The organism is Marinobacter pelagius (assembly GCF_003315345.1).
GTDB lineage: Bacteria > Pseudomonadota > Gammaproteobacteria > Pseudomonadales > Oleiphilaceae > Marinobacter > Marinobacter pelagius_A.
The window spans coordinates 128,692-143,472 of sequence record NZ_QNRO01000009.1; the positions used below are offsets into that span (position 1 = coordinate 128,692).

At 59.4% G+C, this 14,781-nt stretch carries 17 protein-coding genes and 1 tRNA gene; 11 read left to right on the forward strand and 7 right to left on the reverse strand.

Annotation, left to right across the window (positions count from 1 at the left end; all coding sequences use genetic code 11):
- Positions 1-170 precede the first annotated feature (170 nt).
- From DET50_RS10080 to DET50_RS10095, 4 genes are read left to right on the forward strand one after another with little or no spacing between them, the layout of a single operon-like run.
- Positions 171-740, forward strand: a complete 570-nt coding sequence (locus tag DET50_RS10080) for a TMEM165/GDT1 family protein (protein ID WP_113862728.1) — start codon at positions 171-173, stop codon at positions 738-740.
- A 50-nt stretch (positions 741-790) separates the two neighbouring features.
- A complete protein-coding gene (locus tag DET50_RS10085; protein WP_113862729.1) occupies positions 791-1,840 on the forward strand; it encodes a L,D-transpeptidase family protein in 1,050 nt (349 codons plus the stop codon).
- Between the two features lie 22 nt (positions 1,841-1,862).
- Entirely contained in the window at positions 1,863-3,320 is a 1,458-nt protein-coding gene (locus DET50_RS10090; protein WP_113862730.1) for an NfeD family protein, read from the forward strand.
- Positions 3,321-3,358: 38 nt separating this feature from the next.
- Positions 3,359-4,141, forward strand: a complete 783-nt coding sequence (locus DET50_RS10095) for a slipin family protein (protein ID WP_113862731.1) — start codon at positions 3,359-3,361, stop codon at positions 4,139-4,141.
- 138 nt (positions 4,142-4,279) lie between these two features.
- Here the strand turns inward: DET50_RS10095 and DET50_RS10100 are convergent, their stop codons facing one another.
- The 3 genes from DET50_RS10100 to DET50_RS10110 form a co-directional block, all read right to left on the reverse strand.
- Entirely contained in the window at positions 4,280-4,558 is a 279-nt protein-coding gene (locus DET50_RS10100; RefSeq protein ID WP_113862732.1) for an Lpp/OprI family alanine-zipper lipoprotein, read from the reverse strand.
- Between the two features lie 200 nt (positions 4,559-4,758).
- On the reverse strand, positions 4,759-5,325 hold the full coding sequence (locus tag DET50_RS10105; RefSeq protein WP_113862733.1) for a L,D-transpeptidase family protein: 567 nt from the start codon (positions 5,323-5,325) through the stop codon (positions 4,759-4,761).
- A 108-nt stretch (positions 5,326-5,433) separates the two neighbouring features.
- A complete protein-coding gene (locus tag DET50_RS10110) occupies positions 5,434-7,158 on the reverse strand; it encodes a potassium/proton antiporter (RefSeq protein WP_113862734.1) in 1,725 nt (574 codons plus the stop codon).
- A gap of 71 nt (positions 7,159-7,229) precedes the next feature.
- Between DET50_RS10110 and DET50_RS10115 the strand changes: the two genes are divergently transcribed.
- A tRNA-Gly gene (locus DET50_RS10115) sits at positions 7,230-7,303 on the forward strand.
- Between the two features lie 26 nt (positions 7,304-7,329).
- Here the strand turns inward: DET50_RS10115 and DET50_RS10120 are convergent.
- The gene (locus tag DET50_RS10120; RefSeq protein ID WP_113862735.1) at positions 7,330-8,640 is read right to left on the reverse strand and encodes an NAD(P)/FAD-dependent oxidoreductase; all 1,311 of its coding nucleotides are present in this window, start codon (positions 8,638-8,640) and stop codon (positions 7,330-7,332) included.
- A gap of 241 nt (positions 8,641-8,881) precedes the next feature.
- Between DET50_RS10120 and DET50_RS10125 the strand changes: the two genes are divergently transcribed.
- Positions 8,882-9,442: an LOG family protein gene (locus DET50_RS10125; RefSeq protein WP_113862736.1), complete on the forward strand. Its 561-nt coding sequence runs from the start codon at positions 8,882-8,884 to the stop codon at positions 9,440-9,442.
- A 33-nt stretch (positions 9,443-9,475) separates the two neighbouring features.
- Here the strand turns inward: DET50_RS10125 and DET50_RS10130 are convergent, their stop codons facing one another.
- Both DET50_RS10130 and DET50_RS10135 read right to left on the reverse strand, forming a co-directional pair.
- On the reverse strand, positions 9,476-9,658 hold the full coding sequence (locus DET50_RS10130) for a hypothetical protein (RefSeq protein ID WP_113862737.1): 183 nt from the start codon (positions 9,656-9,658) through the stop codon (positions 9,476-9,478).
- 90 nt (positions 9,659-9,748) lie between these two features.
- Positions 9,749-10,243: an ankyrin repeat domain-containing protein gene (locus tag DET50_RS10135; protein WP_404932734.1), complete on the reverse strand. Its 495-nt coding sequence runs from the start codon at positions 10,241-10,243 to the stop codon at positions 9,749-9,751.
- Positions 10,244-10,368: 125 nt separating this feature from the next.
- Between DET50_RS10135 and DET50_RS10140 the strand changes: the two genes are divergently transcribed.
- Both DET50_RS10140 and DET50_RS10145 read left to right on the forward strand, forming a co-directional pair.
- Complete coding sequence (locus DET50_RS10140; RefSeq protein ID WP_113862739.1) at positions 10,369-10,992, forward strand: YbhB/YbcL family Raf kinase inhibitor-like protein; 624 nt, start codon at positions 10,369-10,371, stop codon at positions 10,990-10,992.
- Positions 10,993-11,103: 111 nt separating this feature from the next.
- Positions 11,104-11,955, forward strand: coding sequence for a UDP-2,3-diacylglucosamine diphosphatase (locus DET50_RS10145; RefSeq protein WP_113862740.1), 852 nt, complete (start codon positions 11,104-11,106; stop codon positions 11,953-11,955).
- 16 nt (positions 11,956-11,971) lie between these two features.
- Here the strand turns inward: DET50_RS10145 and DET50_RS10150 are convergent, their stop codons facing one another.
- On the reverse strand, positions 11,972-12,574 hold the full coding sequence (locus tag DET50_RS10150; protein ID WP_113862741.1) for a TetR/AcrR family transcriptional regulator: 603 nt from the start codon (positions 12,572-12,574) through the stop codon (positions 11,972-11,974).
- 113 nt (positions 12,575-12,687) lie between these two features.
- On the opposite strand from DET50_RS10150, the gene DET50_RS10155 reads away from it, so the two are divergent.
- The 3 genes from DET50_RS10155 (at position 12,688) to DET50_RS10165 (ending at position 14,687) form a co-directional block, all read left to right on the forward strand.
- The gene (locus tag DET50_RS10155) at positions 12,688-13,242 is read left to right on the forward strand and encodes a carboxymuconolactone decarboxylase family protein (RefSeq protein WP_113862742.1); all 555 of its coding nucleotides are present in this window, start codon (positions 12,688-12,690) and stop codon (positions 13,240-13,242) included.
- 90 nt (positions 13,243-13,332) lie between these two features.
- Positions 13,333-14,025, forward strand: coding sequence for a TVP38/TMEM64 family protein (locus tag DET50_RS10160; RefSeq protein WP_113862743.1), 693 nt, complete (start codon positions 13,333-13,335; stop codon positions 14,023-14,025).
- A 92-nt stretch (positions 14,026-14,117) separates the two neighbouring features.
- Positions 14,118-14,687 (forward strand): DUF547 domain-containing protein, encoded by a 570-nt coding sequence (locus DET50_RS10165; RefSeq protein WP_113862744.1) that lies wholly within the window; start codon positions 14,118-14,120, stop codon positions 14,685-14,687.
- The last annotated feature ends 94 nt before the right edge of the window (positions 14,688-14,781 follow it).

Consider the following 14,781-nt stretch of genomic DNA (forward strand, 5'->3'; position numbering starts at 1 on the left):
CGCGCCGGATGATCCGGCCGGACGGTGGTCAACATACTTGGGGCTCAATCTCCATGGCCACCGTGTCCCGCATTCGCATTACCGGGATTGGCAAGACCTGAGGCAGATCACCTCCTATGGGCGGAAGGTGGGCTGTCTCATGTCTTGGATATCCGCCCTGGAGTTGTTTGATGGACGCCTTTCTCGCCTCTACCGTTGCCGTTGCCATTGCTGAAATCGGCGACAAGACCCAGCTGCTTTCCCTTTTCCTTGTAGCCCGCTACGCCAGGCGCACCCCGATCATCCTCGGTATCCTGATCGCCACCATCCTGAACCATGCCCTCTCGGCCTGGCTGGGTGCCTGGATTGCCAGCTTCATTCCGGAAGCCTGGTTGCCCTGGCTGCTGGCCGGAAGCTTCGTCGCCATTGCCCTTTGGCTGCTGATTCCGGACAAGGACGACAGTGAGGATTCCAGGTTCCTGGGCATGGGTGCCTTCATGGCCACCACCGTCATGTTTTTCCTGGCGGAGATCGGCGACAAGACCCAGGTGGCCACGGTAGTACTGGCCGCGAAGTTTACTGACACTTTCTGGGTTATCATGGGAACGACGGTGGGGATGCTCCTGGCGAACATACCGGTTATTATGGCCGGTCGCTGGCTGATGGAGCGGATGCCCCTGGCGACGGCGAGAATCAGCGCCAGCATCCTGTTTGTACTCCTGGCGGTAGTGACTGTCTGGACCACGGCCATGAACTCCTGATTGGGTTTGCTGTCACCGTTTGCGTGCACATCGAATTTCGGAACAGAACTATGCGGTTTGGAAAGTACTGGAATATTCTGGCGCTGCTGGTTGCCCTGGCGACTGCCCCGGTAATGGCGGCGACAGCTACTGCTTCGGACAAAGAATCTGAAGCCGAGCCTGACCGGAGCCCGCGGGTCCCCACCTTTGAGCTTAAAGGTGACCTCGCCGGTGAGTTGCAGGCTTTTACCACCCGCTACGAGGATACCTTTGCCAGCCTCGGCAACCGTCTGGCGCTGGGCTATCTGGAGCTGGTTAAGGCCAATCCCGGCGTGGACCCGTGGCTGCCCGGAGAAGGCACGACCATCACCCTTCCCCGTCAGTATGTGATTCCGGATGAGGCCCGCCGCAAGGGTATCGTGATCAACCTTGCGGAGTACCGTCTCTATTACTTTACCGGCGATGGTGGTGTGCAGGTCTATCCGGTGGGGGTTGGTACCGAGGAGAATCCCTCGCCCCTGACCAATGCGGAAGTGACCATGCCGCTGGAATCGCCGGCCTGGTATCCGCCGGCCAGTATTCGTGCCGAATACGAGGCTAATGGTGATTATCTGCCCAAGATGATCCCGCCCGGCCCCGGCAACCCGCTGGGCACCCACGCCCTGTTGCTCAGCGAGAAAGGTTACCTGATCCACGGCACCAACAAGCGTTTCGGTGTTGGCATGCCGGTCAGCCACGGCTGCTTCCGCATGTACAACGAGGATATCTCCCGTTTTATCTACCAGGTGGACAAGGGAACGCCGGTCCAGGTGATCCGCGATCCGGTCAAGATCGGTATATCCGGAGGTGAGGTCTGGCTTGAGGTTCACCGTCCCGGTGAGGACTATCCCCGGGAGGACCGGGACGAGCTCTGGCAGAGGGTCTTCGCCGAGGTTGAGGCGTTCCGTGAGCGGAATCCGGCGGTTGAGGTGAATCGCCGTGCCATCGAGCTTGCTGTGGACCAGGCCGATGGCATCCCCACCATGATCGGTGAGCAGCTCACCCAGGTTGCCACGGATGAGAGTGCCGGGGAGGAAGCCCCTGAAACAGGGAGTGAGCCGGAGCAGAAACTCTACTTCTGAGGACTTACAAGGGGGACGCGCCATGCAAGGGAAGCAAGCAATCAGAGCCGGAAAGTCCCGGCGCCTGAACCTGTTCGCGACGGTCTTCCTTCTCGGGGCTTTGCTCGCCGGAATCTCCCTCTCGCACCAGTTGTTTGCCCAGAACAGTCCGGACCGGGCCCTGGTACTTACCGTCCAGGGAGCCATTGGCCCGGCGACCATGGACTACGTGACCCGGGGGATCCGGCGCGCCGAGACCGAAGGCATGGGGCTCGTCGTCATCGAGATGGATACGCCGGGCGGTCTGATGGACTCCATGCGGGAGATCATCAAGACCATCCTCGCATCCGAGGTGCCGGTGGCAACCTACGTGTCCCCCCAGGGCGCCCGGGCTGCCAGCGCTGGCACCTACATCCTCTATGGCAGTCACATCGCTGCCATGGCACCGGCGACCAATCTTGGCTCGGCGACGCCGGTTCAGATGGGGGGAATTCCCGGAACGGACCCCGCAGAGCAGCCTTCCGAATCGCAGGAGCCCGAGCAGGCGCCTGAGTCGGATGGCACGGCGTCTGAACAGGAAGACAGCAAGCGCCGGGGCGGAACCGCCATGGAGCGCAAGGTCCTGGAAGATGCGGTCAGCTATATCCGCGGGTTGGCGGAACGTCATGGCCGCAATGCCGACTGGGCCGAGCAGGCCGTGCGGGAGGCGGTCAACCTGGGTGCCTCCGAGGCCCTGGAGCAGAATGTTATCGACGTGGTGGCACCCAACCTGCGGGATCTGTTGCAACAGATCGATGGCCGCACCGTTCGGATGGCTTCCGGTGACCAGACCCTGAGTACGGCGGATCTGGAGCTGGTGCGTGCGAAACCGGACTGGCGAACCAACCTGCTGTCGGTCATCACTGACCCGAATGTGGCCTACTTCCTGATGATCATCGGCTTCTACGGCATCATCTTTGAGCTGGCCAATCCCGGTGCCATCGTTCCCGGCGTTATTGGCGCCATCAGCTTGATCCTCGCGCTTTTCGCCTTCCAGGTGTTGTCGGTGAACTATGCCGGTCTGGCGCTGATCATGCTCGGCCTCGCCTTTATCGTCGGCGAGGCCTTCGTACCCAGTTTCGGGATGCTGGGGGTCGGCGGCATTGTTGCCTTTGTCGCCGGCTCGGTAATCCTGATGGACGGCAGTCACCGGGATATCTCGTTACCCACCATCGGTGGCACCGCCATCGTGGCGGCGGGCTTCATTCTCTGGACTGTCACCCGTTTTATCGGTCTGCGGCGCAGACACCCGGTCAGCGGTTCGGAGCAGCTGACCCACGAACAGGGTGAAGCACTGGATGACTTCATCCGGGGCCATGAGCACTACACTGGTCATGTACGTATCAGTGGTGAGCGCTGGAATGCCCGTAGCGAGCAGCCGGTAACTGCCGGTGATCGTGTGCGGGTCACTGGCATCGAAGGTTTGACGGTAACCGTCGAGGTTCTCGAAGACGAAGGCTGACCCGGCGTTCAACAGTTCACGGCAAACAAGGAGGCCGTATGATTGGTGATCTGATTCCCTATCTCGCACCCACGGTGGTGCTACTGCTGATCCTCGGATCGGCGATCAAGATCCTGCCCGAGTACGAGCGCGGCGTGGTGTTCTTCCTGGGGCGCTTCCAGGGCGTGAAGGGGCCGGGTCTGATCCTTGTGATTCCCGGTATCCAGCAGATTGTCAGAGTGGACCTGAGGGTTGTTGTGCTGGATGTGCCCAGTCAGGACGTGATTTCCAAGGACAACGTGACGGTGCGGGTGAATGCCGTACTCTATTTCCGGGTGGTGGATCCGGAACGGTCCATCATACGGGTCGAGGACTTCAATTCAGCCACCAGCCAGCTGGCCCAGACCACCCTGCGTTCGGTGCTTGGTAAACACGATCTGGATGAGATGCTGTCCGAGCGGGACAAGCTCAACGCCGATATCCAGGAGATCATCGATGCCCAGACCGAGGAATGGGGCATCAAGGTGGCCAACGTGGAAATCAAGCATGTGGACCTGAACGAGTCCATGATCCGCGCCATTGCCCGCCAGGCCGAGGCGGAGCGGGAGCGCCGGGCCAAGGTGATCCATGCCGAGGGTGAATTGCAGGCGTCGAAGAAGCTGGTGGAGGCCGCCGAGGTGATGTCCGCGAACTCCGGGGCTATGCAGTTGCGTTATCTGCAGACGCTGGCAGATATGAGCAGCAGTAACTCCTCTACCATCGTGTTCCCGTTGCCGATGGATATGATGAAGACGTTCATGGAGAAGCAGGTGAAGACGCCGCCGTCCGGGGAGCAGGGCTGAGCTGATCGTTGGACATGAAGATGGGGTCAGAAGAAAGCCTTCTTCTGACCCGTCTTCGCCTGGAGAGACCGGATCGGCCGGAATTTCAGGCACAAAAAAGGCCGGGGTTCCCGGCCCTTTTCAGCTGGAGCGAGCCAATTACTTCTGGCTGGCGCTCTGCAGCATGCGCTTGGCACGCTCGTTGGCTTCGTCTGCAGCTTGCTGGGCTGCACGGGCAGCGGCCAGAGCTTCTTCTGCAGTCTGCTGCGCAGTGCGAGCGTCAGCGGCAGCGCTGTTGGCAGTGTCCAGTGCGTTCTCAGCGGTCTGCTCTGCGGAAGTTGCAGTAGCATTTGCCTCGTCGATGGCAGCCTGGTTGCTGGCACAGCCGGCAGTCAGAGCAGTAGCCATTGCAAACCCAGCGATCATCAGTTTACGCATAGTAAATCCCCTTATTGGTCGTTTTATTTCCTGAGTCCCGGAAGTGAGTATAGATCACTTCCTGTAAAACCGGGTCCGACGGAAGGATTTTCCATCGGAGTCGTTAAACAGTGTAAAACACTCCGAGACAAAATGTTAACTAAGGATACGCAAAATTTCTTAGCTTATGACAACAACTTAATCGTGGTGTCATGCATTATTCACGGAAGAATGCGGATCGGGGTTCCATTTGAGACCAGTTGCCAGATCTCATCCATGGCTTCGTTGGTGACTGCAATGCAGCCGTCGGTCCAGTCCAGACCGACATAGGCAAAGGCCATATCGCCAGCTTCATTGGGCAGACCGTGGATCATGATGCTGCCGCCGGGATCCAGGCCCCAGGCTTCGGCCAGTTCGCGGTCCCTTGGACCAGGGTAGGAAATATGGATGGACTTGTAGAAATCACTCTCGTCGTTGCGCCAATCCAGTAGGTATTCACCCTCCGGGGTACGCTCATCACCTTCGTAGAGCTTGTGACCTTCGGGGTTGTCGCCAAGCGAGATACGGTAGCTGCGAACAACGTCCTCGCCGTCCAGCAGATAGAGCCGGCGTTCGGCTTTTTTTACCAGCACTTCGCTGATGTCGAATCGGTCCGGCGTGAACGATTGTGGGTCGGGCATGCGAACGTCGGCTTTCGCAAGCAGGTCCGAGGCGCTGGCAGTCCCTGACCCCAGCACCATAATCACAACCATGAACAGACAACGGAAAACGTTTCGAAGCAAACCCATAACCCTGACTTACCAAACATTAATATTTCTTGAGAGCCGTTTATATCATAGCTCAGGGTGAGGCTGTTAATGGGTTTTGTTAAGTTTTATAGCCATCCCTTTCGCCGTTCAATCATTTTGTGACCTGTCCATCTTCATGCCGACCTTGGTGACCCGGTCGGCTTCTGTTGCCCGGGCGACCAGGGTGACCGGCCCCAGGGTCACGGTATCGCCGACCACCGGATGCCCCTTGGTACGACGGGAGAAGCACTCCGCCAGGGTGATGTCCGGCGACAGTTCATCGAACTCGATGCCATAGACCTGTTCCACATCCCCGAGCAGCGCGTCTCCGTTAAGTACGAAATCCCCGAAGAAGGCCCGTTCAGCCAGGTACTCCGGCGCATGGCGGCCGCTGAGGGCCTTGCCCAGCTCCGGAAGCACGCCGGGAGTGGCAAACATAGCCACCATATCGCCACTGGAGACTTCCAGGTCCGCCTTCGGCTGCAGGCAGACGCGGTTACGGAACACACCGGCCACTGCGGTATTGGCCGGAAACCGCAGCTGGCCGAGGCGCCGGGGCGTTTCCCAGTTTTTGCCGCGCAGGGGAAAAAGCATCAGTTCGTGATCGCCGGCGGCGGGGGCGTCCAGGGGCAGACGACGGTACGGGTCGTCGCTGGCGGGCACTTCGAGCCGGAGCTTGCGGGCCAGGGGCGCCATGGTGGTGCCCTGGACCACCAGGGAGACCAGCACGATAAAGAACGCGGCATGAAAGACCTGCTGGGCCTCCGGCAGGTCGGCGATGATTGGAAACAGCGCCAGGACGATCGGCACCGCCCCTCTCAGACCGACCCAGCCGATAAAGCCGAGCTCGCGACGCTTGAAGCCAAAAGGCCAGAGGGTGGCAAAGACAGTGGCCGGCCGGATGACAAAGATCAGCGCCAGGGCCAGGATCAGGCCGCTGCCGGCCAGGGGCAGCAGCTCTGAGGGAGAGACCAGCAGGCCGAGCATCAGGAACAGGCACAGCTGGGCGAGCCAGGCCAGGCCGTCGTGGACCTGCAGGATCATCGGCATCATGCGCACCGGCCGGTTACCGATCACCACCCCGGTCAGGTAGATGGCCAGGAAACCGGAACCACCCAAGGCGTTGGTGGCAGAGAACACGGATATCCCGGCGGCTGCCACCAGAAGGGGATACAGGGATGGGGTCAGGCGGATACGGTTGGCCATCTCCACCACGGCAAAGCCCCCCGCCAGGCCAGCAATACCGCCAATGCCGAATTGCTTGATCAGCATCACCAAAGCCGACCAAGTGGCGCCTGCCCCCTCGTTGCCGATCAGGGTCACCAGCAAAAGGGTCAGGAAAATAGCCATGGGATCGTTACTGCCGGACTCGATCTCCAGGGTGGCGCTGACCCGTTCGTTCAGGTGTAACCCCCGGCCCTGAAGCAGCGAGAACACCGCCGCGGCGTCGGTGGAGGAAATGATGGCGCCGATCAGCAGCGCGGTCAGCCATTCCAGATCAAACACCCAGCGGGCGACCACCGCCGATCCGGCGGCGGTCATGAAGACGCCGAGGGTGGCCAGCACCAGCGCCGGACGTAGCCCTACCCGGAAGGTTTCCGCCCGCGTGCGCATGCCGCCATCTAGCAGGATCACTCCCAGGGCCAGGTTGGCGATCAGGAAGGCCAGTTCGAAATTGTCGAACTCGATGCCACCGGGGCCGTCCTCGCCCATCATCATCCCCACCACCAGGAAGATCAGCAGCACCGGCATGCCGACGCGGCTCGACAGCGGGCTGAGCACGATGCTGATCACCAGCATCAGGGCTCCGACTAGGGTGAGGGTGGGATCCATTCAATCTCCAGACACAAGACTTGCCCAAAAGCGGGCCGGCCGCTTATATTTCACTCGCGGCCAACGCTAATGCGGGTGTAGTTCAATGGCAGAACGGCAGCTTCCCAAGCTGCATACGAGGGTTCGATTCCCTTCACCCGCTCCACCAGCTTTCCCGGGCCGGTTTCCCCTTCAGTGTAGTTTCAGACGCGGGTGCATGGCACGGCTGATTTTATCCATCAGCCAGATAATGCCTGTGCGTACAAACCCGTGCAGGGCCACCTGGTGCATGCGGTACAGGGAGACATAGAACAGTCTCGCCACCTTACCCTCGATGTACATGCTGCGCCCGGACAGGTTGCCCATCAGGTTGCCCACGGTGGTGTAGCGGCTGAAATTGATCAGTGAGCCATGATCGTTGTAAACGAAGGGTACGTCGGCCTTGCCTTGCAGGCGGTTGCACAGGGTCTTGAACAGGGCATCGGCCTGCTGGTGCGCGGCCTGGGCCCGGGGTGGCACCGGCCGCTCGGAATCCGGTTGTGGGCAGGCGGCGCAATCGCCCAGGGCGAACACGTCCACATCCTGGGTGGTTTGCAGAGTCTGTTCCACCACCAGCTGATTGCCCCGGTTGACCTCCAGTCCGTCCAGTTCCGCCAGAAACGCGGGCGCCTTGATTCCAGCGGCCCAGATGGTCATTTCCGAGGGCAATTCGGTGCCGTCCTTCATGATGATGCTGTCTTCCCGGACTTCGCTCACCGGTTGGCCGGTCAGCACTTTCACATGCTGGCGTTCCAGTTCCCGGGTCGCCGCTGCCGAAAGCCTGCCGGGCAGGGCGGGCAGAATCCGGTCGGCCGCCTCGATCACCGAGATCGAGACATCCGAGGGCTGCAGATGGTTCATGCCGTAGACCGGCAGCTCCCGGGACGCCAGTCGGAGCTCGGCGGCCAGCTCCACCCCGGTGGCCCCGGCGCCGATGATGCTGATGTTGAGGGTGTGTTCATGGCCCTGGAGGGCTTCGTGGTTCTTGCGCAGAAAGGCATTCAGCATCAGGTTGTGGAACCTGCGAGCCTGTTTCAGGCTGTCCAGGAACAGGCAATGCTCCTGGGCACCGGAGGTGCCAAAATCGTTGGCGGTGCTGCCGACGGCGATCACCAGGGTGTCGTAGCTGATGGTGCGGGCTGGCACCACTTCCCGGCCCTCCTCGTCATGAAACGAGGCAATGACCAGCTCTTTGGCCTTGCGGTCGAGCCCGCTCATGCGCCCGAGCTGGAATTCGTAATGGTGTTTCCGGGCGTGGGCGCGGTAGTTGATCTCGTTGGCGCTGGCGTCCAGGGAGCCGGAGGCGACTTCGTGCAGCAGGGGTTTCCAGACATGGGTCAGGCCGGCATCGACCAGGGTAATCCGGGCCTTGCGCTTCTTGCCCAGCTTGTTGCCGAGGCTGGTGACCAGCTCCAGACCGCCGGCGCCGCCGCCGACCACCACGATATGATGAAGGTTATCCATAACAATCAGACCTTGAAGTGAAGAGAGCCAAGCACTCTTGCGGCCAAAAGTGCTTGGCTGTCCTCACTGGAGAAGGCATCGTTAAAGGTAGGGTGCTAATGCTGCCGAAGTAATACTAACTCGGAGCCGGTCGCCGGCACAATTGCACTGAAGGAGGGTTTGCCTCCCCCAAACATTTAACTGCTTTGTTTGAACGCCCATACTGTGGAACATTCCACCAGTCAGATTACGGGAGAAGTCGATGAAAGTGGCAGTCTATTGCGGGTCCAGACCCGGCAACAATCCGGTGTTTGTGGACAAGGCCCGGGAACTGGGTACCTGGTTCGGCAGCCATGGCATTGATGTGGTCTTTGGTGGCGGCCACGTTGGTTTAATGGGCATCGTTGCCGATGCCACCCTGGCCGCCGGTGGCCGGGTCTATGGTGTGATTCCCGAGAGCCTGAGGGACCGGGAGCTGGCCCATGACCGCCTGACCGAACTGCACGTGGTTCGTGACATGCATCAGCGCAAGGCCCGGATGGCGGAGCTGGCGGACGGTTTCCTTGCCCTGCCCGGCGGTATCGGGACCCTGGAAGAACTGTTCGAGGCCTGGACCTGGGGCCAGCTGGGTTTTCATCACAAGCCCTGCGGTCTGTACAACATCAATGGCTTCTACGACCCGTTGCTGGCCATGGTGCAGACCATGCAGGAAAACGGCTTCCTGAATCAGGAATACATCGACATGGTCATCCGGGCGGAAACCCCGGAGGCGGTGGTTGAAGCCTTTGGCAACTACCGGCCGCCCCATGAGAAATGGACTTGAGGGTGGTTGCCAGAGTGCCGGTAACGGGCTGGGTCAGCTACCCTCTGCGCCCCGGGCTTTCTTCAGCTCTTCGAGTTTTTCGTGCAACAGCTTCTCCAGCTTGATCAGCTGTTCACGATTCTTCTCGTTGGGTCTGTTGGTGTACAGATCCACGTAAGTCTGGGTCACCGAACTCAGAATCGGATGCAGTTTCTTGTAGTCCTCTTCTTCACTCATGCTCGCTCTCCTTGATTTGGGCTTTCTGCTAGTAACTATGGTTGATCTGGCGTCATGATCAAGGGCAACTGCCCGAAGCTTTGATCCGGGTCATCCGTCGTTTCGGGCAGCCAGTCGCTGCGCCGCGTCGGTGGCGCCATGAGCTTGTGCCAGGTCCTGGGCGCTGACGCCTTCGGAATCGGCAGCCCGAGGGTCCGCTCCGGCCTCCAGAAGCAGCTCCAGTATTTCCACTTGGTTAGTCATCGCTGCAGACATTAGCGGCGTACGCAGCTGGTTGTTGGCCGGGTTGGGGTTAGCGCCCTTCTCCAGCAGGAAGCGGACTGTCTCGACATGACCATGACCGGTGGCCAGCATCAGCAGGCTGTCGCCATCGCTGGTGCGTATGTCCACGGGCACACCAGCCTCCAGGAGCGGCCGAAGCATGTGGGTGCCGCCGTTGCGGGCAAGATCAAACAGGCCCTGGGCAAGGGCAATGGCATCCTCGTCCTTCTGGTTTTCGGGTGGTTGCGGACTGCCGGGTTTCTGGTCGCTCATGGTGACCTGGGTCTCCGTCGGTTGGGGCGTGGTTATGGCGGAACGTTGCATCGGCCGTCGTCTGCTAATCTGGACATAAGGTCGACACCACTGTTAAAACCGTTTGTATTAAAGATCTGGTCACGGATTGGCAAAATCAACCAGGTCGAGGTCAATTATCAACAGGAGGCATTGCTGTGAAACTGCAGGTCCGAGGTATTGAAGAAGGTCAGCCGATTCCGGAGAAATTCGCATTCGGCGTCTACAGCGAAGAGGACCACATGAGCTTTGGTCCGAACAGGAACCCCGAGATTACCTGGGAGGATGTCCCCAAAGGAACCAAAAGCTTTGTGGTCATGATGTTTGATCCGGATGTGCCAAGCGTGGCGGACGACGTCAACCAGGAGGGCAAAACTGTTTCAAAGGACCTGTCGCGGGTGGATTTTTTCCACTGGCTGCTGGTGGACATCCCTGCCAACGTGAACCGGATTCCCGAGGGGGAGGACAGCGATGGCGTCAGCCCGAAGGGCAAGGACCATGGCCCCGGCCCCATTGGTATTCGTGGTGTTAACAACTACACCCAGTTCCTGGCTGGCAATCCGGACATGGCCGGTACCTACGCCGGTTACGACGGTCCCTGCCCGCCCTGGAATGACGAGATCATCCATCATTACCATTTCGAGGTTCATGCACTGGATGTGGAGAGCCTGGGTCTTGAGGGTGAGTTTGATGGCAATGATGTCCGGCAAGCCATGAAAGGCCATGTTCTCGATAGTGCCCGGGTGACGGGAACCTACACCCTGAATCCGGATCTCCGGTAACGCCTGGCCGGTAACCAAACTGTCTTGCGGGCGTCACCCGATTGTCACCGGAGCTTGCCATGGTTCTTTCAGGGACACCTGACTGCAAGCTCCGGAGAAACGGGAGGCACCGTGCGACAGTACCGCAGTGTATTCATTTCCGATATCCACCTGGGAACGGCCGACTGCCAGGCCGAGTACCTGCTGGATTTTCTGCATAACATCCGGTGCGAGACCCTCTACCTCGTCGGCGATATTGTTGATCTGATCGCCATGCAGCGAGGCTCCCATTTTCCGGAATCCCATCGTAAGGTGATCCACAAGCTGATCGATCTGGCCACCTCCGGCACCCGCGTGGTCTACATTCCCGGTAATCACGACGAGTTCTTCCGACGTTTCTGTGGCCAGACCCTGTCCGGTATCGAATTGAAGTACAAGGCGGTCCATACCACCGCCGATGGCCGGCAGTTCCTGGTGTGTCATGGAGACCAGTTTGACCAGGTAGTGCGCTGCAGCCCGCTGATGCTGCTGGTCGGTGACCGTGCCCACGGCCTGTTGCTTCGCCTGAACCGCTGGTTCAATGCCCTTCGCCGACTACAGGGCAAGCCGTACTGGTCACTGGCGGCCTGGGTGAAGAGCCGGATTGGCAGGGCGCGTACCTTCATCCGTCGGTTCGAGCTGGCGGCGCTGACTGTGGCGGAAAAGGGTCATTACGATGGCTTTATCTGTGGCCACATTCATTCCGCAGGATTTCTGCGCAGTGAGGACGGGCTTTACTGCAATGACGGTGACTGGGTGGAGCACTGCACGGCGCTGGTGGAGCATGAGAATGGCAAGCTGCAATTGCTGCACTGGTCCGAATCCCCCTCCATTCTGGCGGTGGAGCCGGATGCGCCCCATCCCGAGGTGTGCGGTGATGCCCGGCCAGTGCTTGACAGCGTTCCGGCCGGGTTTGTGGAGCAGGTGAATCGCCTAGCCAGCTGATCGTTAAAGCCGGCGGTCAGTCCGCACGATAGGCGTCGAGAATCCTCGCCATATCATCACCCAGGGCTTCCAGCTCATCATCAGGGAGGTTGCGCTCGGCGATGGAGCGTAACCCCATGATCTGGCTTTGCAGCAGCCGGGCAAGGCGACCGGAATCGACGGAATCCTTCAGTTCACCCCGTTGCTTTGCCTGCTCGAGTAGCTCGGCGAAGGACTGCTCAATCGCTCCGAGAATTGCCTGTGCCTGTTCCGACAGTCCTGCGTGAGTATTACTCGACTCGAGCAGGGTTTTGACGATGAGGCAGGCACGGGACGGTGTCACGCTATTTTTGGTACAGCCCAGGGCAATCCGGCGGAGATAGTCCTGGAGTCCTTCGAGGATGGAATCGTAACCGGCCATGTGTTCGGCGAGCTCCGCACCCCCCGCTTCGGCGTAACGGGTCAGGGCCTCCGAATACAGACCATCCTTGCTGCCAAAGGTGGCGTAGATGCTGCCGGGCCGCATATCCAGGGCCTGCTCGATCTGCTTCATCGAACTGCCATGGTAGCCCTTTTCCCAGAACAGGCTGACGGCCCTCGCGAGGGCGGATTCCCGATCATAACTTGGAGGTCTGGGCATACCGATACCATCTACCGTTTCTTTGAATGTTCGCTCAATTATATCTTGAATGACTGCTCAATAACAGTTAGTCTCAATGTTGTTGAGCAAACATTCAAAAACGGAGATACACCATGGCTGATTTCAAGTTGCATGACATAGAATCTGCTCCGGAAGGCGCCAAGCCACTTCTGGAGAAGTCGCAAAAAGGTTTCGGCATGATTCCCAGCCTGCACGCAGTAATGGCGGAATCCCCCCAGGTGCTGGAGGCGTATCAGCAGCTGCATCAGCTGGTGCTGGACAGCAGTTTCGATAATGACGAGAAAACCGTTGTCTGGCAGACCATCAATGTCGAGAATGCCTGCCATTACTGCGTGCCGGCACATACCGGCATCGCCAAAATGATGGAAGTATCTGATGACATCATCGAGCCGCTGCGTAACGAGACGCCGCTTCCCAACGAAAAGCTCGAAGCGCTTCGGGACTTCACCCTGGCGGTGATGCGCAAGCAGGGTAACGTCAGCGAGGAAGACCTGGAGGCTTTCTTCAAGGCAGGCTACGGTCACCGGCAGGTCCTGGACGTCATCCTGACCCTGTCCCAGAAGACCATGAGCAACTACATCAACCACATTGCCCAGACGCCGGTTGATGAGCCGTTCAAGAAGTTTGCCTGGAGCAAGAACCAGTAAACCGCCGGTTCAGGCCGTATGGTTGGTTCCATGCGGCCTGCCAGCGACTTTTTACCTTCCCGATGCCCCTGTGACGGGTAGAATACTTCGATGATCCGTTCACAGTGGCTTTTCCGTCTTTCCTTCCTGGCCATCGTAGCGTTGCTGATGGCCGCTATCTGGCTGATGCTTCGGCAACTGGGCATGCCCGCCAGTCTGGCGCCGGCGGCCCTGTCAGACTGGCTGTCGCACCAGGGCATGCTCGGGCCTTTGTTCCTGATGCTGATGATGATTCTTGCCGTGGTTGTCGGGCCGATTCCCACGCTACCCATCAGTGCCGCCGCCGGTTTGGTCTATGGCATGTTCACCGGTACGGCCATTGCGGTGGCTGGCGCGCTTGCCGGGTCCCTCATCGCCTTTTACCTGGCGCGGATCCTCGGGCGGGAGGCTGTGCAGCGCAAGCTCGACCACAACCCGGTGTTCTCGGCGCGGGGGTCCCAGCGTTTCCTGTTCGTTGCGGTTCTGTTAACCCGCCTGATTCCCATTTTCTCCTTCGCCCTGATCAGTTACGCCGCCGGGGTTACGGCCATCCAGCTGTGGCGCTATGCATTGGCGACTGCTCTGGGCATGTTGCCGATGACCTTCGTTTTTGCCGGTCTCGGCCACAGTTTCGAGCTCAACCCGGTGCTGACGGTCATCGCCGCAGCTACCATCCTGCTGGTCATGAGCACCTTGCCTGTGTACCTGGGCCGTCGCCCCCATTCCCGCCTGGCCCGTTGGCTACATCTGGATGGCAGGGTGTGAGCATCTGCTCCCTCGCTGTAACAGTTAAGCGCCGTTCGGGTCTGTAGCCAGGTCTTCTGATTTGAAACCAATTGACTGATTGAGGAGTGGGAATGCGTCTAACGCGATCTTTTTCGATTTTTCTGGCCCTGACCCTGGTGCCGGTGCTGGCGTGGGCAGATATCAACCCCGGTCTGTACCAGGAGTATCAGGAATTGCTGACCAAGTACCTTACCGAGCAAACCCTGCCTGGTAACGGCCTGGTTTCTGCTTTCGACTATGACGCCGCTATGGCGGATGACGAGCTGGCAAAGACGCTGGTCAGCCAGCGCCAAGCATTGGAGCAGTTCGATCCGGAGACCCTGGAAGGGCGTGAGGAGTCCGTGGCGTTCTGGGTCAACGCCTACAATTTTTTCATGCTTGCCCAGATCCTTACCGAAAGGCCGGATGGCGAGCTGATCTCGTCGGTCTGGGATTACGGTGGGCGGCTGAATCCGTTCGTCGACAGCATCTTTGAGCGGAAAAAGTTTGTGGTTGGCTGTAAGCGTTTGTCGCTGGATGGTATCGAGAAGGGGATTTTGCTCGGTAAGGAATATCAGTCCCGGGGATGGAAGGACGCCCGTGTCCATTTTGTGGTGAATTGCGCCTCGGTTGGTTGTCCACCTCTGCGGAAACAGATTTAGGGTATCCGGAATTTCTGGTTGATAAAATGCCAAAGATGTAAAGAAGAAAATCTTTCTCAGCGGATTATCTGATTGATCCTCTTCAGCCTACTCT